General features: G+C 41.0%; 28 protein-coding genes. 21 read left to right on the top strand and 7 right to left on the bottom strand.

Translation table 11 applies throughout. From position 1 onward, the window contains the following. Window positions 1-137: 137 nt before the first annotated feature. From IOC57_RS04770 to IOC57_RS04740, 7 genes are all read left to right on the top strand, one after another. The gene (locus IOC57_RS04770; RefSeq protein WP_286184539.1) at window positions 138-770 is read left to right on the top strand and encodes an ABC transporter ATP-binding protein; all 633 of its coding nucleotides are present in this window, start codon (window positions 138-140) and stop codon (window positions 768-770) included. Next, window positions 770-1,555: an ABC transporter permease gene (locus IOC57_RS04765; RefSeq protein WP_207437640.1), complete on the top strand. Its 786-nt coding sequence runs from the start codon at window positions 770-772 to the stop codon at window positions 1,553-1,555. The genes IOC57_RS04770 and IOC57_RS04765 overlap by 1 nt, the downstream gene beginning before the upstream one ends. Window positions 1,556-1,768: 213 nt before the next feature. Further along, the gene (locus tag IOC57_RS04760) at window positions 1,769-2,035 is read left to right on the top strand and encodes a phosphocarrier protein HPr (protein WP_034314127.1); all 267 of its coding nucleotides are present in this window, start codon (window positions 1,769-1,771) and stop codon (window positions 2,033-2,035) included. Continuing rightward, window positions 2,035-3,753, top strand: coding sequence for a phosphoenolpyruvate--protein phosphotransferase (gene ptsP / locus IOC57_RS04755; RefSeq protein WP_207437639.1), 1,719 nt, complete (start codon window positions 2,035-2,037; stop codon window positions 3,751-3,753). The genes IOC57_RS04760 and ptsP overlap by 1 nt, the downstream gene beginning before the upstream one ends. A gap of 298 nt (window positions 3,754-4,051) precedes the next feature. Further along, entirely contained in the window at window positions 4,052-4,837 is a 786-nt protein-coding gene (locus IOC57_RS04750) for an SDR family oxidoreductase (RefSeq protein WP_207437638.1), read from the top strand. Then, a complete protein-coding gene (locus tag IOC57_RS04745) occupies window positions 4,828-5,745 on the top strand; it encodes an NAD(P)-dependent oxidoreductase (protein ID WP_309487668.1) in 918 nt (305 codons plus the stop codon). Before IOC57_RS04750 ends, IOC57_RS04745 begins: the two co-directional genes overlap by 10 nt. Before the next feature lie 65 nt (window positions 5,746-5,810). Then, entirely contained in the window at window positions 5,811-6,176 is a 366-nt protein-coding gene (locus IOC57_RS04740) for a hypothetical protein (protein WP_207437637.1), read from the top strand. A gap of 101 nt (window positions 6,177-6,277) precedes the next feature. Here the strand turns inward: IOC57_RS04740 and IOC57_RS04735 are convergent, their stop codons facing one another. Further along, complete coding sequence (locus IOC57_RS04735; RefSeq protein WP_207437636.1) at window positions 6,278-7,426, bottom strand: aminotransferase A; 1,149 nt, start codon at window positions 7,424-7,426, stop codon at window positions 6,278-6,280. Between the two features lie 156 nt (window positions 7,427-7,582). Here IOC57_RS04735 and corA point away from each other — a divergent pair, with 156 nt between their 5' ends. Then, window positions 7,583-8,557: a magnesium/cobalt transporter CorA gene (corA, locus tag IOC57_RS04730; RefSeq protein ID WP_207437635.1), complete on the top strand. Its 975-nt coding sequence runs from the start codon at window positions 7,583-7,585 to the stop codon at window positions 8,555-8,557. A 305-nt stretch (window positions 8,558-8,862) separates the two neighbouring features. Then, the gene (locus IOC57_RS04725) at window positions 8,863-9,768 is read left to right on the top strand and encodes a chemotaxis protein (RefSeq protein ID WP_207437634.1); all 906 of its coding nucleotides are present in this window, start codon (window positions 8,863-8,865) and stop codon (window positions 9,766-9,768) included. 55 nt (window positions 9,769-9,823) lie between these two features. Here the strand turns inward: IOC57_RS04725 and IOC57_RS04720 are convergent, their stop codons facing one another. Continuing rightward, window positions 9,824-10,330: a YkyB family protein gene (locus IOC57_RS04720; RefSeq protein ID WP_207437633.1), complete on the bottom strand. Its 507-nt coding sequence runs from the start codon at window positions 10,328-10,330 to the stop codon at window positions 9,824-9,826. 293 nt (window positions 10,331-10,623) lie between these two features. Then, complete coding sequence (locus IOC57_RS04715) at window positions 10,624-10,935, bottom strand: hypothetical protein (RefSeq protein WP_396020769.1); 312 nt, start codon at window positions 10,933-10,935, stop codon at window positions 10,624-10,626. 162 nt (window positions 10,936-11,097) lie between these two features. Here IOC57_RS04715 and IOC57_RS04710 point away from each other — a divergent pair, with 162 nt between their 5' ends. Together IOC57_RS04710 and crcB are read left to right on the top strand one after the other, a co-directional pair. After that, window positions 11,098-11,478, top strand: coding sequence for a fluoride efflux transporter FluC (locus IOC57_RS04710; protein ID WP_207437631.1), 381 nt, complete (start codon window positions 11,098-11,100; stop codon window positions 11,476-11,478). Continuing rightward, window positions 11,475-11,837 carry a fluoride efflux transporter CrcB gene (gene crcB / locus IOC57_RS26445; RefSeq protein WP_207437630.1) on the top strand — a complete coding sequence of 121 codons (363 nt, stop codon included), beginning with the start codon at window positions 11,475-11,477 and terminating at the stop codon, window positions 11,835-11,837. The genes IOC57_RS04710 and crcB overlap by 4 nt, the downstream gene beginning before the upstream one ends. Window positions 11,838-12,006: 169 nt before the next feature. Here the strand turns inward: crcB and IOC57_RS04700 are convergent, their stop codons facing one another. Then, window positions 12,007-12,870, bottom strand: a complete 864-nt coding sequence (locus tag IOC57_RS04700; protein WP_207437629.1) for a metallophosphoesterase — start codon at window positions 12,868-12,870, stop codon at window positions 12,007-12,009. A gap of 163 nt (window positions 12,871-13,033) precedes the next feature. On the opposite strand from IOC57_RS04700, the gene IOC57_RS04695 reads away from it, so the two are divergent. The 4 genes from IOC57_RS04695 (at window position 13,034) to IOC57_RS04680 (ending at window position 17,251) form a co-directional block, all read left to right on the top strand. Next, window positions 13,034-14,890, top strand: a complete 1,857-nt coding sequence (locus IOC57_RS04695) for an SLC13 family permease (RefSeq protein ID WP_286184535.1) — start codon at window positions 13,034-13,036, stop codon at window positions 14,888-14,890. A gap of 200 nt (window positions 14,891-15,090) precedes the next feature. After that, window positions 15,091-16,296 (top strand): EAL domain-containing protein, encoded by a 1,206-nt coding sequence (locus IOC57_RS04690; RefSeq protein ID WP_207437627.1) that lies wholly within the window; start codon window positions 15,091-15,093, stop codon window positions 16,294-16,296. Window positions 16,297-16,369: 73 nt separating this feature from the next. Beyond that, the gene (locus tag IOC57_RS04685; protein WP_207437626.1) at window positions 16,370-16,597 is read left to right on the top strand and encodes a hypothetical protein; all 228 of its coding nucleotides are present in this window, start codon (window positions 16,370-16,372) and stop codon (window positions 16,595-16,597) included. 168 nt (window positions 16,598-16,765) lie between these two features. After that, window positions 16,766-17,251, top strand: coding sequence for a DUF3993 domain-containing protein (locus tag IOC57_RS04680; protein ID WP_207437625.1), 486 nt, complete (start codon window positions 16,766-16,768; stop codon window positions 17,249-17,251). Window positions 17,252-17,343: 92 nt separating this feature from the next. Here IOC57_RS04680 and IOC57_RS04675 read toward each other — a convergent pair whose 3' ends face one another. Then, a complete protein-coding gene (locus tag IOC57_RS04675) occupies window positions 17,344-17,577 on the bottom strand; it encodes a glutaredoxin family protein (protein ID WP_207437624.1) in 234 nt (77 codons plus the stop codon). Window positions 17,578-17,669: 92 nt separating this feature from the next. Next, a complete protein-coding gene (locus IOC57_RS04670) occupies window positions 17,670-18,629 on the bottom strand; it encodes an MBL fold metallo-hydrolase (RefSeq protein WP_207437623.1) in 960 nt (319 codons plus the stop codon). A 183-nt stretch (window positions 18,630-18,812) separates the two neighbouring features. Between IOC57_RS04670 and IOC57_RS04665 the strand changes: the two genes are divergently transcribed. From IOC57_RS04665 to IOC57_RS04650, 4 genes are all read left to right on the top strand, one after another. Continuing rightward, window positions 18,813-19,052 carry a YkuJ family protein gene (locus IOC57_RS04665; RefSeq protein ID WP_034314086.1) on the top strand — a complete coding sequence of 80 codons (240 nt, stop codon included), beginning with the start codon at window positions 18,813-18,815 and terminating at the stop codon, window positions 19,050-19,052. 120 nt (window positions 19,053-19,172) lie between these two features. Beyond that, a complete protein-coding gene (locus IOC57_RS04660) occupies window positions 19,173-19,319 on the top strand; it encodes a hypothetical protein (RefSeq protein WP_207437622.1) in 147 nt (48 codons plus the stop codon). Between the two features lie 120 nt (window positions 19,320-19,439). Next, window positions 19,440-19,880, top strand: a complete 441-nt coding sequence (cbpB, locus tag IOC57_RS04655; protein ID WP_063232001.1) for a cyclic-di-AMP-binding protein CbpB — start codon at window positions 19,440-19,442, stop codon at window positions 19,878-19,880. Between the two features lie 127 nt (window positions 19,881-20,007). Further along, on the top strand, window positions 20,008-21,513 hold the full coding sequence (locus tag IOC57_RS04650) for an MDR family MFS transporter (protein ID WP_286184529.1): 1,506 nt from the start codon (window positions 20,008-20,010) through the stop codon (window positions 21,511-21,513). 39 nt (window positions 21,514-21,552) lie between these two features. Here IOC57_RS04650 and IOC57_RS04645 read toward each other — a convergent pair whose 3' ends face one another. Further along, window positions 21,553-22,299 (bottom strand): sulfite exporter TauE/SafE family protein, encoded by a 747-nt coding sequence (locus IOC57_RS04645; RefSeq protein WP_309487664.1) that lies wholly within the window; start codon window positions 22,297-22,299, stop codon window positions 21,553-21,555. Window positions 22,300-22,401: 102 nt separating this feature from the next. Between IOC57_RS04645 and IOC57_RS04640 the strand changes: the two genes are divergently transcribed. Together IOC57_RS04640 and dapD are read left to right on the top strand one after the other, a co-directional pair. Then, window positions 22,402-23,286, top strand: a complete 885-nt coding sequence (locus tag IOC57_RS04640; RefSeq protein WP_207437620.1) for a transcriptional regulator CcpC — start codon at window positions 22,402-22,404, stop codon at window positions 23,284-23,286. Window positions 23,287-23,410: 124 nt separating this feature from the next. Further along, complete coding sequence (gene dapD / locus IOC57_RS04635; protein WP_207437619.1) at window positions 23,411-24,121, top strand: 2,3,4,5-tetrahydropyridine-2,6-dicarboxylate N-acetyltransferase; 711 nt, start codon at window positions 23,411-23,413, stop codon at window positions 24,119-24,121. Window positions 24,122-24,149 lie beyond the last annotated feature (28 nt).

Below are 24,149 nucleotides of genomic sequence, written 5' to 3'. Positions count from 1 at the left end.
TATTCGCCAGGAATAATACTAACCTATAAAAAAGCGAAAGAAAATGAAAATCATTGAAATTTTTACATGCATCACTACCCCATATCATGATAGTTTCTTATAATGATATGGTGGAGTAAGGGAGGCAGGCTTGTAATATGATATTTAGGCTTGAAAATATCAGGTATAAAGGAATCCTGAAAATTGATGATTTGAAAATACCCGCTTGTATGGTTACTTGCCTGACTGGGGATAGTGGCGCAGGGAAAACCTCACTGCTCCGATTATTGAACAGGATGGATGATCCGGATAGCGGTTCGATCTATTATAAGGATCAGTTGCTGGATCAATTCAACCCGATAGAGCTCCGGCGTAAAGTCACAATGCTTTCTCAGTCACCGTTCACTTTACCGGGTACGATAGAAGAAAATCTTCAGATTGGTCTGGAATTGACAGAACGGGAAAAGAAGGATAAAGCCGTATTGGTTAAAGTACTTGAACTAGTCCAGTTGCAGAAGTCTTTAGACGAGTGGACGGAGAATCTTTCTGGCGGGGAGAACCAGAGGCTGGCACTAGCGAGGTTACTTTTATTGAAACCCGAGGTGTATTTACTGGATGAACCAACTTCAGCGCTTGATGAGGAAGCCGAGCTGACGGTGATGAGCCGTTTTTTAGAAGAAGTAAAACGGGAAAAAGGAACGGTCATCATGATAACCCATTCAAAGCAGCTTGCGGACATATGTGCTGAGAAGAGGATCATTCTGAAAAAGGAGAAGGAGGGTGACTATTAATGGAGTCGAATGGGATAATTGATATTGAGTTCTGGCGTCTTTGTGCGGCCTACGGGTTTGTAGTAATTCTGCTCATAATCGTGAAATGGCGTGGGATTTCACGGGAAAAGCAAATCATGCTCGCTACGGTACGAATGACGGTCCAGCTCATTCTCGCCGGATATGTTTTGACATATATCTTTGAAAATCCCCACCCTTTACTTTCTTTAGGATTTTTATGTGCGATGGCCCTGTTTTCCATCCATAATATTTTTAAGCAAGTGTCCCAAACACTTAATAAGAAAATCAAAAGAGTGGTTATCCTAAGTATGTTGTCAGGTCCCATGGCTGCCCTGTTTTATTTTAATGTGGTGGTGATCCATTTCACGCCATGGTATGAGCCGAGGTATTTCATTCCAATTTCAGGGATGATCGTGGGGAATGCCATGACTGGAGTGACATTGGCGCTTAAAAACCTCCATGATGGGATCACGAATAATCGTGAAAAGGTAGAAGCGATGCTGATGCTTGGAGCGACTCCAGCGAGGGCTGTGAAAAAATATGTGGATGCTGCATTCGACTCAGCAGTGCTCCCGACTTTGAACAATATGCTCGGGATGGGGATTATCTTCCTTCCAGGAATGATGACAGGGCAAATCCTGTCGGGGATAAGTCCGCTCATCGCTATTGAATACCAGATTGCGATACTAATCGGGATTCTCGGAAGTGTTTCTTTAACGGTGGTCCTTTTCATTATGCTGAGTTTCAGGACTTTTTTCACCAAAAATGCACAGCTGTCCATTTAATATTGAAGAATCTGAAAAGTAATGGTTGCAGTTCCATCTATATTTTTGTACTATTTTTTAGGTACCAGATAGTTTTGGTTTGTTTGTTGGGAATGATAATGCTATTCTGAAAAGGAAAAGGGCATTTCTTTTTTCATTACTTTCCTGATTGGATGGAGAAAACCCCTTACATAACCTATTTTTGTTAATTTATCTTAAAGGAGATTGATTTATATGGTAGAAAAAACATTTACAGTGACTGCAGAAACAGGAATTCATGCTCGTCCGGCTACATTGCTTGTACAAGCTGCAGGAAAATTTGATTCAGAAATAAACCTTGCTTATAAAGAGAAAAAAGTGAACCTTAAGTCCATCATGGGCGTAATGTCACTAGGTATTGGCAAAGGGGCGGAAATTACGATTTCTGCTGAAGGAAGCGATGAAAATGATGCATTAAACACACTTGCTGAAACGTTGAACAGAGAAGGATTAGCAGAATAATGTCCACTTTGATTAGTGGAATAGCAGCTTCAAACGGAATAGCCATCGCTAAAGCCTATCGACTTACTGAGCCAGATTTATCGATTGAAAAAAGAAGCATAGAAGATGTCGGGGCGGAAATATCCCGTTTTAAGGAAGCTATTCAAAAGTCCACAAATGAATTGGAAATAATCAGGGATAAGGCCGAAAAGGATTTAGGGGCGGATAAAGCCGCTATCTTTGACGCACACCTACTGGTTTTGGCTGATCCTGAACTTATTACTCCAATTCAAGACAAAATACAATCAGAAAATGTCAACGCGGAGTTTTCCTTAAATGAAACCGCAAGCATGTTCATTACGATGTTTGAACAAATGGATAATGAATACATGAAAGAACGTGCAGCGGATATCCGTGACGTTACGAAACGGGTTCTTTCACATCTTTTAGGTGTTCATATTCCAAATCCGAGCATGATTGCTGAAGAAGTGATCATCATTGCGGAGGATCTGACCCCATCCGATACAGCACAATTGAATCCGGCATATGTCAAAGGATTTACGACTGATATCGGTGGACGTACATCCCATTCAGCCATCATGGCACGTTCTTTGGAAATTCCAGCAGTCGTTGGAGCGAAGTCAGTGACTTCGTCCATCGAAAATGGTGACTTGGTCATCATTGACGGGTTAAAGGGTGAAGTTCACATCAATCCTACTCCTGAACTCGTGAAACGCTACGAAGAGGAACAGGAAGCCTATGCTTTGCAAAAGGCTGAGTGGGCGAAACTGGTTCACGAACAAACCGTTACAAATGATGGTCATCATGTGGAACTGGCAGCCAATATTGGTACGCCGAAAGATCTGGAGGGCGTACATCAAAATGGCGGTGAAGGCATCGGGTTATATCGTACGGAATTTCTTTATATGGGCAGAAATGACTTTCCAAGTGAAGAAGAACAGTTCGAGGCATACAAAGCGGTACTCGAAGGAATGTCAGGTAAGCCTGTAGTCGTCAGAACGCTTGATATTGGCGGGGACAAGGAGCTGCCTTATTTAGAACTTCCTAAGGAAATGAATCCTTTCCTTGGATACCGTGCGATTCGTCTTTGCTTAAATGAGCAGGAGATTTTCCGGACTCAGCTCCGTGCCCTGCTTCGTGCAAGCATTTACGGAGATTTGAAAATCATGTTCCCGATGATCGCCACACTAGGTGAATTCCGGGAAGCTAAAGCCGTTTTGGCTGAAGTTAGGCAGGAATTGCTTGATAATGGTGTTCAAGTTGCCGATAAAATTGAAGTCGGAATCATGGTTGAAATCCCTTCAACGGCGGTGATGGCTGATATATTTGCTAAGGAAGTCGATTTCTTCAGCATAGGCACTAATGACTTGATCCAGTATACGATGGCCGCTGACCGAATGAATGAGAGAGTATCTTATTTATATCAACCATACAATCCAGCGATTTTACGTCTGGTTAAAATGGTTATAGATGCTGCTCATAAAGAAGGGAAATGGGCCGGGATGTGCGGGGAAATGGCTGGAGATGAAGTGGCCATCCCGATTTTGATCGGATTGGGCCTTGATGAATTCTCAATGAGTGCCACATCGATTTTAAAAGCACGATCTTTAATTAGCCAACTTTCGCTTGAAGATATGACAAAACTATCTCAGGAAGTTTTAGGGCTGGATACGAATGATAATGTGAAAGAAGCGGTACTTAACGCTTTGAAGAAATAAATAAATGAGAAAAACGCACCCCATCCCCAGAACCTTCGGATGGGGTGCTGTCCTGTAATTCTTGAGAAAAAATGTTTATTGCACCAAAATAGGGGTAAATAAAAACCATGCACAGTTGTTTAGCTCTATTAGGGCAGCTGACATTCTCATTTCCCCCTTTGTCGTCGGTTGGGTTATCCAACCGGCTATTTTTTTTGTAAATAAAAAAATCATAAGAATGATTATTCAGATTTTTCACTTTACGGTTATGACGGTATAATGGAATTATAATTTTAAGAAAATGGAGGTTAGATAGTATATGGAATTACATTTGGAAAAGAAAAATGCTTTGATTTTAGCTTCAAGTCAAGGTTTGGGGAAGGCTATGGCAGCTGAATTGGTTAAAGAAGGAGCAAATGTCATGCTAGCCAGCCGTGATGGAGAAAAGCTTGCAGACGTGCAAAGGGAATTATCGCAGGTTGGTGCGGGTAAAGTTTCTTATATGGTAACGGATATAACCAAAGCTGAAGATATTAAAAACTTGGTTGGACATACTGCTAAAGAGTTCGGCGGTATCGACATTCTTATTAATAACGCAGGAGGACCTCCAGGGGGTTCATTTACAGATTTCAACGATGAAGAATGGCAACAATCTTTCGAACTTAATTTATTAAGCTTTATAAGGACGATCCGCGAGAGCTTGCCACATCTAAAAAAACAGGGAGGGAAAATCGTTAATATTGCTTCTTCATCCATTAAGGAACCGATTCCAGGATTGATTTTATCGAATACATTCAGGACTGCAATCGTTGGATTGTCAAAGACGTTAGCCACTGAATTAGCGCCAGACCGGATTTTGATCAATACAGTCGGACCAGGAAGAATCGCAACGGATCGCGTTCAGCACCTTGATAAAATGAATGCAGAGAAACAAGGCGTCACTCCAGAGGAGATGACTGAACAATCCATTAACAAAATCCCTCTCGGCCGTTATGGGGAACCCGAGGAATTTGCAAAGTTCGTTACTTTCCTTGTTTCAGGTGCTAATACATATTTAACGGGGCAGTCCTATTTAGTTGATGGAGGAATGATAAAATCCATTTAAGGGATTTTGAAAATAATGATTGGGGGGAATCTGCAGTGATGGAATCGAACAAAGCGATCGGCTTCATAGGTTTAGGAGTTATGGGAAAAAGCATGGCAGCAAATTTACTTAAGGCGGGATTTGAGGTATTTGTTTATACAAGGACGAAAGATAAGGCAAGTGAACTGCTCTCACAGGGTGCGAAGTGGGCATCTGCACCAAAGGAAATTGCGCAGAAAGCAAATGTGATCATCTCCATGGTAGGATACCCTAGTGATGTGGAAGAAATCTATCTTGGGGAAAATGGGCTTATCGAGAATGGGAAACCAGGAATCCATTTAATCGATATGACGACCTCCACTCCATCTTTGGCAGTGAAAATAGCAGAGGAAGCCAAGAAAAGAGGCATGGAATCATTGGATGCACCGGTTTCCGGAGGAGATATCGGTGCTCGTGATGCAAAGCTTACGATCATGGTCGGCGGGTCTAATGAGGCATTTGAAGCGGTCCGGCCCATTTTTGATATCATTGGCAGCAATGTTGTCCATCAAGGGCCTGCTGGCTCAGGACAGCATACGAAAATGTGCAATCAAATCGCCATTGCATCTAATATGATCGGAGTGACTGAAGCGATTTCCTATGCCATTAAGGCGGGGTTGGATCCGGAACGGGTTTTAAGAAGCATCTCATCGGGTTCTGCCGGAAGCTGGTCACTGTCCAATCTTGTACCGCGGATGGTTGAAGGGGATTTTGAACCTGGTTTTTATATCAAGCATTTTATCAAGGATATGAAGATTGCACTTGACGAAGCGGAAAGAATGGGGATGGACGCTCCTGGATTAAGCCTGAGCAAATCCCTATATGAGGGGCTGGCAAAAGCTGGCGAGGAAAATAGCGGTACACAGGCATTATATAAACATTATAATTAAGTGCTAGCATTTCTTTATCATGAATAAGCTGATAGCGACAGCCTTACAAAAAGGAGTGAAAAGCTATGGGCGAATTCGATGATATCAGCATGAAATTCCAGGAATTAGAAGATGGTCGATATATTGTAAGGATTGAAAGTTTTAAACTGGAAAAAACCATTCATCAAACCAAGCCCATTCGTTGGGATTTGAAATTAATGAATGAAAGTCCGCTAATCTTGCCGGTGAAATTCAGTCATATCGAAACGAATGCCGGTTTTCAGATCCTAATGCGCGAATTGAAGAGTTTAGGTTTTTCAAAGCCGCGCTCCTCAAGGGAATTTGAAGAAGTGATGGCTGATTTACTTGGGTCCATCGTTGAAGTGAGCCTTACCACGACAAATAAGGAAGAAGGATATCGGGAAATTCGTTTTTTACGGAGATTGTATTAGTTGACTGGCTTGTTGAAAAACCTTCGGTAGCCTGACATCTTTGAAAATATAGGAAAGTGGCCATCAATTGTTCATTCAATTGATGGCCACTTTTTTTTCGATTACTTTATAGCTAAAAAAGCTTCAATACGGTCCAAAGCCTTTTCCAGGGTTTCCATGGAATAGGCATAAGATATCCTGAAGTAGCCTTCGCCAAGGGGGGAGAAGGCATCTCCAGGGACCACTGCAACTTTTTCCCGTTGAACAAGCTTGAGGCAAAAATCAAGGGAAGAAGCATAACCTTCAGGCAGCTTTATAAAGAAGTAAAAGGCACCATTTGGTTTGATTATTTCCAGTTTCATCGCCTGTAAGCGATTGTAAACATATTCCCGTCTCCGTGCATACTCAGTCTTCATGGGGATGGCATCATCTTTGCCTGCCGTCAACGCTGCCAAGGCAGCTCTCTGCGATATGGAGGAGGCACAAGTCACATTGTATTGATGTACCTTCAGGATGTGCTGAGAGATGGCTGCAGGCGCGAACAGAAGGCCAATCCTCCACCCGGTCATGGAATGGGACTTGGACAATCCGTTCAGTACGATGGTTTGTTCTTTTAAGAAAGTGGCAATCGAAACATGCTCCTGATCGAATACCAGTTCACTGTATATCTCATCGGCCAGTATGAAGATGTCCTTGCCCCTTACAAGTTCTGCAATGTCCAATAATTCTTCGGGAGATAATGTAACCCCGGTCGGGTTCGATGGATAGGGCAGAACGATGCACCGAGTATGATCCGTTATGTACTTTTCAATTATATCAGCAGTCAAACGAAATCCATTTTTGGTTGTATCGGCATAAACAGGTTTTGCACCGCACATCTTAATGATGGGTTCGTATCCGGGATATACCGGGCCCGGTAATATTACTTCGTTCCCTGGAATGAGGATCGTTCGAAAGGTAATGTCTATGCCTTCGCTTGCACCAGAGGTCACTAGGACTTCATTCGCCGGATCATAGCTAAGCTTGTATTTATCCTTTACATATTTTGAAGCGGCTTCCCTTAATTCCAGATAGCCTGCATTGTGAGTATAAACGGTATAGTCATTATCGATGGCTAGTTTCGCCGCTTCTTTAATATGCATTGGAGTTGGAAAGTCAGGCTGTCCTATCGTTAAGGAAATGGTGCCTTCGATATCAGCGACCATATTGTAGAATTTACGGATTCCTGATATTTGAACGTCTTTTACTAGAGGGTTTATTAAATGTTCCATCTATGAATATCCTCCCTTTTCTCGCTAAATGAATTATGTACTATGTTTTCTCATTCATTCTATTTTATCATTTAGTTTGGATGGGGGAGAAAACTTTTTGAGATTAATGAATTAAAGGTATAATGTATGATAAGAAAATTTTGAGGGTTGATACATATGATAAGGACTTGCGCAATTACTTCTAATCAAGAAGTCAGTTTTGATTTACCGCTAACGGAAATGAATAATACGGATATCGAGTGGTACTGGGTGGATTTTTCCAACCCAACAAACAGGGAAATCGAACTTTTATCCAATCATTTTCACTTTCATCCGCTGGCAATTGAAGATTGCCTGGATGATTTTAACCAACGTCCCAAAATGGATTTTTATGAGGGCTATCAATTTCTTGTGATTCATGCTCTAAGGGAGAAGATATTCAAAGCAGTGGAATTGGATATGTTTGTCGGTGAAAAATGGATAGTCAGTTTTCATAAGGAAGATATGTTTGAACTGGAAAAGGTATGGGAAGAAATTGCTGGTAATAAAATGTTGAAGCAAAGTCCCTTTTTCTTGATGCATAGGATAATTGACAGGATCGTCGATGAATTCTTCCCACCTGTTTATAAAATTGAAAGCGAATTGGGTAGCATTGAGGAAAATACTGAAAATGACACGATTAACGAATTGATGGATCAGCTTTTCGATTTACGTACAGATATGTCGAGGCTCCGTCGGACCATATTACCAATGCGTGATTTATTATACAGAATGATTTCATCAGAGCGTCTGAAATACTTGAAAGATCAGCACCTTTATTTTAATGATGTATACGATCATCTTCTAAAATTGACTGAAATGCTTGAATCCTATCGAGATTTTTCGTCTGATATCCGTGATAGTTATTTGTCTGTGAACTCTAATAATATGAATTCAACGATGATGACATTGACTGTCATCACTACCATTTTCATGCCGTTGACCTTCATAGTGGGCGTATATGGGATGAATTTTGAATATATGCCTGAATTAAATTGGCATTATGGATATTTCCTCATTCTTGGAATGATGGGCGGAATTGCCTTGATAATGTTTTTATTCTTTGTTAAAAAAGGTTGGCTCAATCCAAGGAAAAGGTCGCGAAAGAGATGAGAGGAACCAACTGACCTGTAATTATTCTAAGTTTCAGTTGAGAAATTGGGAGTATGCTGGATTTTGTTTCCGGAAGGGCAGTGGTGAAAAATGTGCTTGGAAAAAGGGGGGCTCTGAGGGGCCCTTTTTAGTTTGGCTTTAATAAATAATCAATTCTGGATTCTTTTTTTATTCTTGTTCTAAACAAAAGAAATATTTAACCGAATTATTAGGTATGAGTTCATTGAAAAACCATGACATTTTTCCTAGCGGTTAATTGACTTATGGAATTATGAAATGAAAAAGTAGAAGGGCGAGATGAAACAATGACAGCGAATAAAGGAATATTACTGGAAAGTGGAACGAATGAGCTTGAGATAGTGGAATTCGGTCTCGGCAAGAATAAATTCGGCATAAACGTAATTAAGGTGAAGGAGATCATTAATCCTGTCCCCGTCACACTTGTCCCTCATTCCCATCCAAATGTGGAGGGGATCATTGAGCTTCGCGGAGAAGTCCTGCCTGTTGTGAATGTGGCGGATGCTTTAGGGTTTGCGCCATCTGAAACACCTGAGCAGGATAAATTCATAGTGGCTGAATTCAATCAGCAAAAAGTGGTTTTTCATGTCCATACCGTAACACAGATCCACCGTATTTCCTGGTCACAAATCGAAAAACCTTCGGATATGTATCAAGGCCTTGAAAGTCAGATTATCGGGGTGATAAAATTAAATAGCGAAATGTTACTGTTACTCGATTTTGAAAAAATAGTGGTCGAAATCAATCCAGAGTCAGGAATAAACATCCAACAGGTTAAAAAGCTTGGTATCCGGCAAAATTCAGACAAGAGAATCTTAATTGCAGAAGATTCTCCTTTACTGAGAAAGCTGCTGTTTGATACATTGTCAGAAGCTGGATTTAAGTACTTGGAGTTTTATGAAAATGGACTTGATGCATTTAATTATCTGGAGAATTTAATTGGATCAGGAAAAGTGGTTGAAGATGAAGTGCAGCTGGTGATTACCGATATTGAGATGCCTCAAATGGATGGACATCATTTGACTAGGAGAATAAAGGAGAACGGGGAACTTGCTGGATTGCCGGTGATTATTTTCTCTTCTTTGATTACTGAAAGCCTGCGTCATAAAGGTCAGGTCGTAGGGGCTGACGCACAAATCAGCAAGCCTGAAATTGCAGAGCTTATAAAGTTGATAGACAGATTGGTTTTATGAAAGTGAAAACGGGCCGAGGAGGCGTTACCTCACGGCCCGTTTGGTTTATCAATAATTAATACTTGGAACCTTTTCCTAAAAAGGAGGATGGGAATGGATTGTGAAAAGGTTGCTTGACCGACCCACGGCCGTGAGCCCTTTTCTCGGTGTTGGTAAGGTTCGGTTGTTTTTCTCCTGCTTGTCCAACGTAAGTTTGCAGGATCTGTTTTGCCTTGGATAATGACAACGCGGCTTTAGGGTTCCGTATGGAGGCTGCCCGGCTGCCGAGGTGGGGTAGTTTTTTCAAATCTTCCTTAGTGGGAGGTAGATGAAAAACATATGATCCGCATTCGACTATGACGTCGGATTGTTGTGCTGCAAAGCGAGGGTTATCAGAGAAATGAAGTCCAATCTTCTTCGCTTTTCCTTCTTGCATAAGCTTGCTTAATGCGAGCCGTTTTAAATTATATAAATTCTTGGGCTCCAATGCAGTCTTTGCGTGTTTATTGACAATAAACACGGCTTGGGCAAGGGAGTTTATCGAAAACTCATCCCTTTCAGAATGTCCTTTCGTTTGGTTCATTATGGAAACTCCTTTTCTAAATAAGGTTAGAAGGACGTTACAGACACACTTCCTTCAGTAAAAACCTGTTTTTATATATTGGTTGAAATAGAGACGTGTGTGCAACCAGGCAGAAAATAGTGAAAAAATAATGCATGTACTACATCTCTAGGGTATGACCATCATTTCCCAACACTTTACCATCTATTCATTTTCATATTATACCACTTCAAAATATATAGGGAAGTAAAATTCAACCAGACGCCTTTTGGTCCAAGAAAAAGAAGGCGTTTATGTCGCCTTCTGTCCAACTTTCATTGAGTGTATATATTGATATTTTCGGATACCCCAGCCTGTGCGCCGAATTGTTGCTGCTGGTAACCCTGAAAGCCTTGATAAGCAGGGTACGCTTGATAAGCGGGGTAAGGAGGGTAAGCTGGCGGGTATGGAGGAGGATATGGTGGATAGACAGGTGGACGGTTATTGAAAAGCAACGGTCCAATTGCCAATCCTGCAACGAAAGCTACAGGCGCCAATAGCGGAAAGAAAGGAAAGAAGCGCTCGTCATTCCAATATTCAGGTCCATATTCATTCCCATATGCATTTCTGTAATCATTCTGTAGCATTATGGTCTGCGGATAATGGTAGTAAGGAAAATACTGTGTTTGCATAATTAGCCTCCTTTTCTCAAATTCTTTACATAGTATGGATATTTTTAAGAAAAGAGCCTGTTTCATCTTAATCTGTTATAATGAATCTACTTATGTGAAAAGTTTGGGGGGACCTTAATGGATCGGTTTAAAAGCATTTTTGCAGTCGGTTTTGGAGGAGCGGCTGGAGCGATATTGCGTTATTGCGTAATATTGACTGCTGGCCATTCCTTATTCCCGTTTGGAACCCTCTTAATAAATATAGTAGGCAGCTTTTTACTTGGAATGATCCATGGCCATTTCGCCTCGAAAAGGAAATCACTTGTTTTTTTAGGGCTGGGCAGCGGGTTTTGTGGCGGTTTCACCACGATGTCCACATTTTCCCAGGAAGGGGTGAATCTACTGCAGACTTCCCTGCCATTGGCGGGACTGTATCTTGGTGCCACGCTTTTTTTTGGTTTGGCCGCTGGTTTCCTCGGACTGGGCCTTTTTAATAGACGGAGAGGTGAGTCCCTTTGATTGAGGCTCTTTCAGTTTTTATAGGAGGCTTTTTTGGGGCGGCCTCCAGATATGCCTTGCAGATTATTTTTAATAGGCTATTGCCAGCCGTCTCGATACCTATTAGCATTTTACTGATTAACCTTATAGGTTCCTTTGGGCTGGGAATGGCGTTGCCACAGAAAGAAAGCTGGGCTTTATCTTTGCAGGTTTTTCTGACAATAGGTTTCCTGGGGGCTTTTACAACCTTTTCAACATTCAGTATGGAAACGCTGGAACTTATCAGGAAACACCGATATATAGATGGCCTTATCTATATATCGGTGTCTGTTTTTGGGTGTATCGGCACTTTCCTGTGTGGCTATTTAATTATGGTATAACCTTGATGGCAACTACCATTGGTAATGGTAAAAAAAATCTGGTTTTCTCTGATATACTTCTAATGCTATAATTCATAGGAGTCCATTAACATGGGTTATGGCAACAAGTTGTTTCATTCGCACAGGTTTTATTAAAAGTCTGGCGGTTTTCCCCTGTATTCTTTTCCTATCATATTTCGGCTTGGAATTCGTAAACAGTCAACTCCGGACGTGAAAGAAAACGATAGGGGAGACGGGTAGTGCCAAGCCCTCTATTAACATGTAACGTTAATGAATCGATTTCATACGTACCTTCCCGGTACTTTTCTGCGTATGGGGGAGTTACAAGGGCACCGGCAAAAGGGATTTGTACTTGACCTCCATGACTGTGACCGCTTATTTGATACTGGATGTCGTAAGTCCTTGATGTGTCGGCAAGATCAGGGGCATGTGATAACATAATGGTGAACACTTCTTCCGGGATGCCAGAAAGTGCTTTTTCAAAATCTGGTTTTCCAAGCATGGCATCATCAACCCCGGCAATGATTATTTCTTCAGCCGTTAATAAGGTAACCTTAGTTGAGGTGTTTTGCAACATGTTAAAATGGGATTTTTCCATGATATCACTGTAAATTTCTGAGCCATATCCCCCATGATCATGGTTACCGTAGATGCTGAATTTTCCAAGTGGGGCTTTGAGCTGATTCAAAACGAGAGGGATTTTCTGGTGAGCCTTGTATTTATTAGGCTGGTCCATTAAATCTCCGGTAAATAAAATAATATCAGGGGCCAATTGGTTTATCTTATTGACAATTGCTTGTAAATCTTTAAGCTGAAATTGAAAGCCTAAATGGGTATCACTGAATTGGACCATTTTCATGCCATGAAAACCTTTTGGGATAAGCGGATGGCTGATGATTTTATGCTTGATTTCTAACCATTTTGGCTCCAAATTATGGGCATAATAGCTTCCTCCAATACCTAAACCGGTTAAGGTAGCCAATGTACCAAGACTTTTCTTTAAGAATGTTCTTCTGGATATGGGTTTATTCAAATTAATCAACCTATCTAATTTAAAAATGTTACTTCCTCATACTAACAAACAATATACATAAAATGAAGAAAATATCTTCTGAAAGCATATGAAAAACATGTAAACTGGGGTTTAATGAAACCGTGTCCGGTTTGAAATTGAACATCTATACGGAGGTAACATGATGACCGAACCAATGTTTATAACACTGATTATACTTCTATGCGCGATTGCGCTTTTTATACAAGGGAAATTTCGAGCAGATTTAATTGCACTTAGTGCATTATCCATTCTGGGTTTACTGGGGATCCTTACATTGGATGAACTGGTGGCCGGGTTTGCGAATCAAGTGGTCATCATGCTGGCTGGGCTATTTATAGTCGGTGCCGGCCTGTTAAATACAGGAATCGTAGAAAAGGCAGGAAATAAGCTGTTGGGTTTATGTAGGGGCAGTGAATGGAAATCGCTGCTTATCGTCATGCTGACAGCAGGAATTTTAAGTGCATTTTTAAGCGGAACAGGAATTGTTTCCATACTGCTTCCGCTCGTCATGAGCATGGCCTTGCAACAAAAAACAAGTCCGACAAGGTATTTGCTGCCCCTTGCCTATGCAAGCAGTATTGGAGGGCTATTAACACTTACAGGTACTCCCTCCAATATGATCGTCGCTGATATATTACGGCAAAACGGAATAAGTACATTGGCATTTTTTGACTTTACACCTGTGGGCTTAATCGCCTTTGCAGCAGGTTTATTCTTCATGTTGACACTCGGACGCCTATTGCTTCCCGAGAAGACCATTGCAGCAAACAATAGTGTCAAGGGACTGTCGGCAGGGGAGCTTGCCGGCATGTACAAAGTATATGACCGATTGCATTATCTGCATATACCCGCTACTTCCGATATTGTTGGGGAAAGGCTGTCGGACCTCCAGCTTCCTATTCAGTATGAATTGACTTTGATTGAAATCCAGCGGAAGCCAAAGGATAAGCAATTGCCGTTGTTGCAAAGACAGCTGACGATTTCAGCCAGGGCGGATGAGGTTCTTCATCCTGAAGATATCATTTTGGTGTTTGGAGAGGAAGAAGCAGTTGAAAGATTGGCACTTAACTATGAACTGGAGTTTAAACATTTCAATACCGAACAAATCAAGAAACATTTTCTTAGCAGTAGATTTGGATTGACGGAAATATTAATCGTCCCGAACTCGGACTATGAAAATCAAACCTTGATAGATGTGCATTTTCGTGAGAAATACCAATGTAATGTGCTGGCAATCAATCGGAATGGCGAATATATTCAAGCGGATGTCGGAACGGAACGCCTGAAACCGGGGGATGCAATCCTGATACATGGAGAATGGGAGAACATTGAGAGGATTTCCTCGGATTTACAGGATGTCATCGTTATTGGAAGTACCTCGGAAGATGGCTCTCCGGTCAACTCCAAGGGTAAAGCATGGATTGCCTTGGGAATCACTGCATTGATGGTCATTCTTTTGTCGATGGAGTCCGTTCCTGCGGTACTATCGGTTTTGACGGCTGCCTTGTTGATGGTGATCACTGGCTGTGTCCGATCGATGGAGGACGCGTACCAAAAGATTAACTGGGAACCTGTTCTACTGATTGCCGCCATGTTCGGAATAACGGCTGCATTGGATAATACGGGTGGAGTGAGAATGATAAGTGATTGGCTGGCCGTTTTATTCAGTAATATCGGGGCACACGGCATATTAGCGGTCTTTTACCTCCTGACACTGATCCTGAGCCAATTCATCCCGTATGGAGCCGCGACGGTAATCATGACGCCCATTGCCCTGACATCTGCGGTGAATCAAGGAATCGATCCTCTTCCTGTGTTTCTATGCCTTGCCGTTGCTGGCAGTTTGGCGTTATCCACTCCAAGGGTGGCCACTACCAACGCGCTTGTCATGACGGCGGGTGATTACAAGCATAAAGATTTTATCATGATCGGGATATCCATACAGATTTTCATTGGCGTTATCATGGTGATCACGATACCATGGTTCTTCCCTTTTTGATAAGACATAAGGCATTGTTCCATTTCTGGGACGATGCCTTTTCAATAATTCCTTTTCAATTGGATAGGGTGAATGGGGGATTTTGATGTTCTGAAAAAAGAGTTATGTAGTAGGAATTGAAATTATTTATTATCAATGACAGAAACTAATGGTATAATTTTGGCATATTGGTGTTTTCGTAATTAGGGGGAAGATGCATCATGGATACAGAAAAGATTTTAAAGAACTTAGACAGGGTGACACCATTCTTTCAACCGATTTTCAGTGCAGATCAACATCAGGTAATCGGGTATGAAATTCTAGGGCGCTATGAGGAACAATCTGAATATAAAAGCCTTGGCCCTTTTTTTCACGATTCTGCAGTGCCGGAAGAGTATAGGGTGGAAGTGGATAATTATGTATTGGAAATTGCCTTAGAGAGAATAAAAGACTATGGTGAGGATTTTCTTATCTTTATCAACAGAGATCCTAATTTGCTTATGCTGGATCATGGCGAAGAATTCATGGAGATTTTACATCGTCATTTTCAACCGGAGGAAATGCACCGGATCGTGCTGGAATTATCAGACACGATAAGTCCGGAAAACTTAGATCCTTTGCAGCATGTGCTAGCTTACTTTAAAACATATGGGATTAAGATAGCTTTAGATCATTTGGGACAAGATACGCAATTGGATCGGATTGCACAGATTTCTCCGAATATTTTAAAAGTTAACTTGGACCAGCTTCGCATTTCAGGAGGAGATGCCTATCAAGTCATCCTGTTTTCTCTAAGCATGCTTGCACGAAAAATCGGCGCCAATTTACTATTTGAGAACATTGAGTCCGAGTACCAGCTTCGCTTTGCATGGAAGAATGGGGGACGATATTATCAAGGGTACTTCTTGGCGAAACCGGAAGGCGAATTCATTAATAAGGATTTACTTCGTGAAAAATTCCATCAAGAATGTCAGTCATTTATTTCTTTAGAGACCAAGAAGCTTGAAGCCGTTTATCAAAAGACTCTGCAATTCAACGAGAATATGCAAAACTTCTTAAAACAGCAAAAGCGGACCGGCTCCCATGAAGAATTTCTCGGAGTTTTGGCGAAAAAATTGGATTCCGTATGTTTTCGGCTTTACATTTGTGATGAAGAGGGGTATCAAAAATCCCCCAATATCCTCCAGAAAGACGGGCAATGGTTAGTCCAACCCAGTTATATGAATAAAAATTGGAGCTGGAGACCTTATTTCCTCGAAAATATCGTAAAGATGCGTAACGAGAAAAAAGGAAGACTTTCCGATTTATACAGTGATATCGAAACGGGGGAAACGATTCGGACCTTTTCATATCCGCTGAATAATAAGGAATACATTTTCTGTGATCTTTCTTATAGTTATTTATATGAAAATGAAGCCCTATTATAAAAACGATTCATGTATATAATCGCTTTAAATGTGTAACGATAAGCAGAAATGATGCGCTTGGAGGAGACATATTTTGAGCACGTATATCTGGATTCTAATCATAATCGTTACAGTCATGGCGTTATATCTACTTTTCTATACTTATTCTGTAGCTAGGGCACAGAAAGTGAAAGCCAGATATGATTCGACTATCGATGATTCAGTTAAAGAACATCCTTATTTAAAGAACCCGATATTCGTCTCTCTTTTTGTTGGGACGATTTTGGTTGTAAGTTTTATTTTTTACTATGCCTTTAGATAATTGTGAAAAGGAGATTTCAATAATCATGAAATCTCCTTTTTTATTGTGAAGAATGGACACTGGGGGGAATGTTATTTTGTAGTTTGGCTTTGATCTGGACGGGTATTGAATGACATAGGCAAAAATCCGAATCATTAGGAGAAATTCTATAACTAGGAGATGATTGTAATGCGTAAATATTTAGTTGCATGTCTTGCCAGTGTCCTTCTATTCTTAAGTGGAGGGTTCACTGCTTCAGCGGAGGGCTTACATAGAGAGGAAGTGCTATCTTTAGTACAAGACGCCATGAAGAATCAAAGTTCGATCAGTGAGGAAGTAAGTACTAAGGAAGAGATTGAAGAGAAGTTGGATAAACATTTTACAGGTGATTTCATTGAGAAGTTTGTCCAGGCGAATGTAGTGAAAGTCGATGGCGGTTATACCGCATTTGGATCAGATTTCGCTCCATATTATATCCCTTTTTTCAGTTACGACAAGAATACGGAAATTGTATATGGGGAAAACGGTGATTTCATTTATGTTCAGGAGGAATTCCAAGGCACAGGGGACGGACCTGCATCGATGGAAAAACATGTTGAATCAGTTACTTTGAAAAAGGAAAATAATATTTGGAAAGTGATGGATGTAAAGTACGAAAATGGAAAAATGAATTAAGGGATTTTCCAGGGAAGTCCTTCAAAGTTGAAAAGTATGGAGGCTGAAATGAAAAAGTCTAGAGAAGGTCACAGTCTTCTCTAGACTTTTTGCTATAAATTCAGTTCTCTCTTTATTTCGTCCAATTCAAAACCAATAATGGCTTTCCCGTCGATGACGACTGTTGGTGTGGAATAGGCACCATATTTATTAGTCAGTTCTTTACGTGCATGTCCATCTGCTTTAATATCCTTTTCTTTGTATACGACATTATTATCATCGAAGAACATTTTCATGATTTTGCAGGGAGGGCAATCAGGTTGGGTATAGAGTGTAACGTCTTTCATTTCATTCCTCCATGTATGCTTTAAGTAAGGTTTACTTTTTCATTATAGATAATGCCCAGACATTTGAATAGGGATAAACCTTAAGGGTTTTTCTACCGAGTCTTTTCCTGTTTTACCAGATAGTCTATCAATCCCATGGAACTTACGCTAAGGTCCATGGTAATGATATCAAAAACAGGATGATCAGCAGTGATTCCTTTTTTTTTCAAATGAACAGCGACCTCCGTGAAAATATTTTTACTGGTCATTGCCACTTGTTCCTCAAAGTTAGCATATTCCCTATATGCCGATTTGGCAGTATCCACAAATTTAGGCAGCCAGTAATGAAGTTGTTTATATACTTCCCTAGGATTTTCCGATACCCCGTAATGGCCAAAATATATACGTTCGACGCCGATGCTTTCATACAATTCCGCTGCAGCAAGCATCGCTTCGGGATTAAATTGGTTTGGCGATGTTGACGGTAAGTAAAACTCCAAACCTTCTTCATCGAGTTCACGATAATAAATGCCTACGGTGTCGCCTGAAAACACTCCTTTTGAAACCGAATCGTAAATGCTTAAATGATGGTTTGCATGTCCTGGTGTGTCATAAAAGGTCAACTTGGAATTTTCACCTGTTTTTAGGGAGTCCCTATCATGTTTAGTCAGCATTCTTTCTAAAGGAATAGGTAATATCGGATCGAAAAGCTTGTTGAATTCCTCACCATAGACTGCTTTAGCGCCAGCAATCAAACGTGTTGGATCCTCAAGATGCCGTGCACCTTTTGGGTGGACGATCACTTTGGCATTCGGACAATGCTGTAAAAAAAGTCCAGCTCCACCTGCATGGTCCAAATGAATATGGGTAAGAATGATATATGTAATATCTTCGAAGGCGATTCCCAATTGTTCGAGCCCTTTCATTAAGTGGGGGATGGAAGGGCTGGCGGAAGTTTCGACTAAGGTGATGTCTTCATCGGCAATTACATATGTTCCCGTACGATTTCTTCTATCCAAATCAAAACCATCAATCAATGAAATGCGATAACCAAGCTCACTAATGTTTTGCAACAGAATCTACCCCCAGAAAATTTTTCGTGTACAAAATCCATTCCTTATTTTATTCTGTTAATAGTGCCATGTAAAGAATGAAGTTTTAAATTATTCTGAATTTATTTCAGCGTGGTTACTGGATAGAAAAGTATGGTATAGTGAAACCTATCGAAAAGGTTTTATTCAGAAAGGAGAGGGAGTATGTCTCAATTACAGGGCATCCTTACCAGATTGAAAAGTCTTCAAGAGCAAGCGAAGGAATCTGAATCTGCTCAACGTTTTTTTGAAATAGATGGTGTGAAAAAGTGCCAGGTTACATATTTCAGCAAAACAGAAATGTTCGAGCTTGAAGTATACAGTGATAAAGGGAAATCTTCAAAATATCAATTCGATAATATTGATATGATTACCATTGAAATCTTTGATCTTCTTCAATCTTAAAAAAATCACGAAAAGCCGCCTTCCTTTTGGAAGCGGCTTTTTTATTGTGAATGAAGCCGTTCCATTTTCACTTGAATGAAGTATTGATTTTTACGACATCTTAATAATGGAGGGATGTAAATGAAAAGTCCAATGGTGATATGCCCGGCATGCGGTGAGGAAAGGGAAATGGAAAATGTATTAACGGCACAATCCAACCAAAATGTGATTTATCAATGCCCGGCATGCGGTTTTAAACAGGTTAACATCAAAACTAGTAAGGGCTAAGGGACTCTTGTGAATCCCGCCGTTTGGGATTTTATTGGTCTAGGAATGAGCCTTTTCTGCTTACATATGTTAAACTATAGAAAGAGCTGTATATAAAAACATATGGTAAGGGGTTTTAACATGATCGGTACTCATGATGGGGATTTATTGGAATCCAGCGTTAAAGACTTAATGATTTCTTCTGAACGCGTGGCCCACGTGCAGGTAACCAATAACTTAGAACATGCACTATTGGTATTAACAAAGAGCGGTTATACGGCCATTCCTGTGTTAGATCCGATGTATAAACTGCATGGTTTAATTAGCACACCAGTTATTCTTGATTCAATCTTGGGACTGGAACGAATTGAATTTGATAATCTTGAGAATAAAAAAGTTTCCGAAATAATGAATATAGAAATACCGCGCCTGCATATTGAAGATACATTGACCAAGGGTGTGGAATTGTTGATTGACCATCCTTTTGTCTGTGTAGAGAATGACGAACATGTATTTGAGGGAATCTTAACGAGAAGGGCAATCTTGAAAAAAGTATTTAAACAAAATACACCTGATAAATAAGTCAGTCTTAAAATGAAGGTATCCTCAAGACTCGCCAGTTGGCGAGTTTTCTTGTTTTTTACATATTTGATTCAGCTAGTAGTAAAGTCTATAAAAAGATAGGGTCTATTAGGAGGGAATGCGAAAATTGGGCCAAACAGCGGATGGAGAAAAAGTGCAGAATAAAAAATTAAAACGTCCCTTCATATTGGCTGCCATCATGTTGGCTATGTTTATGAATGCTATTGAAGGAACCATCGTTTCGACGGCAATGCCAGCCATTGTAAGTGATTTAGGTGGTTTTTCACTTTATAGCTGGGTGTTTTCAGGTTATTTGTTAATGAACGCCGTAACGGTCTTGATATATGGGAAGCTATCGGATATTCTCGGAAGAAAACCTGTCTTATTATTTGGAATCTTTGTCTTCTTAATGGGCTCCCTTCTTTGCGGTTTTGCCAATTCTATGACGGAACTCATCATATATCGCTTTGTACAAGGTTTCGGGGCAGGGGCTGTAGCTCCTGTAGCTTCGACGATTGTCGGTGATATCTATAAAAATGAAGAAAGAGGTCGCGTTCAAGGGTATCTATCGAGCGTTTGGGGAATTTCAGCGGTCATGGGGCCAGCTCTGGGTGGCTTGCTTGTTGAATCCCTGACTTGGAAGCTTGTCTTCTGGGTTAATGTTCCTTTGGGCTTGCTATCTTTTGTAGGGATTTGGATTTTCCTTCATGAAAATATCGAAAAGAAAAAACGTGATATCGATTACCTAGGTGCAACGCTATTGACATTATCCATATCCACTCTTATGGTGATACTCGTAGAAGGAGGAGTGAAATGGTCATGGGCTTCAGCTCCGGTCATATCCTTGGCGTTAGTGGCCATCATCACCTTCATCTTGTTCATCCTTCAAGAAAAGAAAGCAGTCGAACCGATGATGCCATTTGAAATCTGGCAGGAGCGTTCCATTCTGATTGCGAACCTTGTATCCCTGACGACAGGGGTGATGATGATTGGGTTATCAAGTTTCCTCCCCACATTCGTTCAAGGAGTGATGGAGCGCTCGCCTACGGTAGCTGGTTTTACATTGACAGCTATGTCGATTGGCTGGCCGATCGCATCAATGGTCTCAGGCAGGTTATTGATGAAAATAGGATTTAAATCAACCTCCCTCCTTGGAGGATGTTCATTGATTCTTGGGAGTTTGACCCTAGTATGGATGAAGCCGGAAGCTGGGCCGCTCTTTGCTGCCATGGGATCCTTTTTTGTCGGTGTAGGCATGGGTTTGACTTCTACCTCATTCATTGTCGTCATCCAAAAAACCGTCAGCTGGGAACGAAGGGGTATTGCGACGGCTTCCAATATGTTTATGCGTAATTTAGGAAATACTGTAGGCGCTGCGTTACTTGGGGGAATCATGAATATGAGACTTCAAGCCTATTTGAACGAGCATGCTCCAGCCGGTTCGGGAGTGACGATAGATACGGCAAACCAACTGTTGGACAGTGAGGAACGCATGTCTCTTCCTGATAATGTGGTAAAGGTTTTACAGGAAGGACTTACATTGTCTTTACAGACGATTTATCTCATCGTTCTAGTCTTCTCCGTAATCAGCTTCCTGTTACTTACCAGACTAAGAAAGAATAAAAAGGCATAGGTAAAAGGCAAACTCTTTAAATGGGGTTTGCCTTTGTATTTAAGGAAACGCAACTCTGATGATCAATTGAATCAATAATGCGATCGTGACCGAATGTAAAATTAATTTCAACTGTCGAGTGGAGATTTTTTGAGCCACACGCAAGGCCAGCTGTGATCCGATAAGGGAACCAATCGTGTAATAAATGGCAATCTCCCATACAATGTTACCGGCGATGAAATAGGTAATGAATGCAGCCGTACAGCTGATGAAAGTTTGGAATCTCGTAAAGGCCAGGGATTGAAGGTAGGTGGCACCATTTCTTAAAAAGGTATACATGAGCATGGTTGCCTGTCCCGGTCCGAACATTCCGTCATAGACACTGATCCCGAATAGGGATGGATAAACTTTTTTTGGAAGATGCCAATCCGTTCCAACGGAAGGTTTCGGTTTTTTAATGAAATTCATGAGCAAAGCGAGAGTCAAGAGACAGATGGCTAGCAAATTCATTGCCTTTTCAGAGAATGAATTAGCAAGCAGGCCACCACATAAGCCACCGAAAAGGGCAGATGGGATTAACTGGATGGCATCCTTCAATTTTAGCTGTTTTTTCTTGAATAAAATATAAAAACTGAAAAAGAAGAAAACATATTGGGAAATTTGACTGAACCAATAACCTGGTGGATGGGTAAACCTATCAAAAGAAGGGATGGCATCCCGATAAGACCACCGCTCCCTGCCAATGTTCCGACAAAGGATGCTGCAAAACTGATGACAAGCAATAAAATGATCGTCAAGGATATTCACTCCTTTTCTTTTCTCTTGTATTATAAGCAGACTTTGTTGATAATGAAAAATAAATAAATTAAATCATCATGATAAGAATTAATTATCAAGAGGTTGGTGTGTATGTCATTTTCAGAATTTCATTTATTATCCGTGCTTGCTCAGGAAATGAATATGAGAAAAGCAGCTGAGCGGTTGTTCGTTTCCCAGCCGGCTTTATCACAGCGTTTACAATCAATAGAAAAGGATTGGGGCACGAAACTGTTTCTGCGTTCACAAAAAGGGCTGTCATTGACCCCTGCAGGTGAAGCGGTAATTCGTTTGGCCAATGAGGTTATAGAAAAAGAGGAAAAGGTCAGGGAAAGTATTCAAGCCATGGACCATGAAGTATATGGCACTTTGAAAATAGCCTGTGCCTCGATTGTCGGTCAAAATTGGCTGCCGCAAGTATTGAAAAAGTTCGTCCGAAAATATCCCTATGCCAAAATTTCCTTAATCACTGGCTGGAGCAGTGAGATATTAAAGTCTTTGTATGAAGGACAGGTGCATATCGGCATCATAAGGGGAGCCCCGGATTGGAAAGGGGTAAAACAGCATTTATTTACAGATATGCTTTATTTGGTGGATACTGAAATGAAGGAACTGAATCAAGTGTTCGAAACGGACCGGCCATTCATTCAGTTTAAAAGCGATTCGAATTATTATCAGGAAATTCAGGACTGGTGGCATCGGCAATTTAAAACGACACCAAAAAACACCATAGTCGTGGACCAAATCGAAACATGCAAACAAATGGTGTTTAATGGTATAGGATATGCGATCCTCCCAGCCATCACTTTACATGATAAAGATACGAATGTTTTTAAAATCCCTCTTTCGGATGGGCATAACCACTCAATCGAACGAGATACATGGCTCTGCGGCTATGAATCTGCCTTTCAGTTAAAGCAAGTCCAGGCATTCACGGAAGTGGTGAAAGAGCATATTCGTGACCAAGGAATGTTATAGGTCCGCTGATGAAAATGTCAATAGGGGAGAATAATATATAAGAGTGACATTCAACTTGTCTTGCCGGCAGTTGTCTGGTAAATTTAAAACGAGTAATGATACATATTTAGGAGGTTTACCCGGAATGAATAAAATGGATGCAAACGAAATTATTTCTTTTATCTCAAATAGTAAAAAATCTACACCTGTAAAGGTATATGTCAAAGGCGATTTAGACGGCATGGATTTTGGTCCAGCTTCTAAAACTTTCATAACAGGAAATACAGGTGTTGTATTCGGTGAGTGGTCTGAAGTCGAAGAAGCAATCAAGGCAGCAGGAACAAAAATCGAGGATTATGTAGTTGAAAATGATCGCCGTAACTCTGCCATTCCTTTGTTGGACCTAAAAGGCATCAAAGCCCGTATCGAACCTGGCGCAATAATCCGTGACCAAGTATCCATTGGAGACAACGCAGTCATCATGATGGGTGCATCAATCAATATTGGTTCTGTCATTGGTGAAGGCACAATGATCGACATGAACGCAATACTGGGCGGACGTGCAACTGTGGGTAAAAACTGTCACGTAGGTGCAGGTGCCGTTTTAGCAGGTGTCATCGAGCCGCCTTCCGCACAACCGGTCATTTTGGAAGACGATGTTTTAATCGGAGCCAATGCGGTCGTACTTGAAGGTGTGAAAATCGGTCAAGGCTCAGTTGTGGCGGCTGGTGCAGTTGTAACGAAAGACGTTCCTCCATACTCCGTAGCCGCTGGCATCCCGGCGCGGGTCATTAAACAAATTGACGAAAAAACAAAATCAAAAACAGAAATCATGCAAGAACTTCGTCAACTTTAATTTCTTTAGTGAATATTGCCTGAAGCGT

This window comes from Bacillus sp. SD075 (assembly GCF_017355165.1).
In the GTDB taxonomy this organism is placed as follows: Bacteria; Bacillota; Bacilli; order Bacillales; family DSM-1321; genus Peribacillus.
This window is presented reverse-complemented; position numbering and strand designations above follow the sequence as displayed.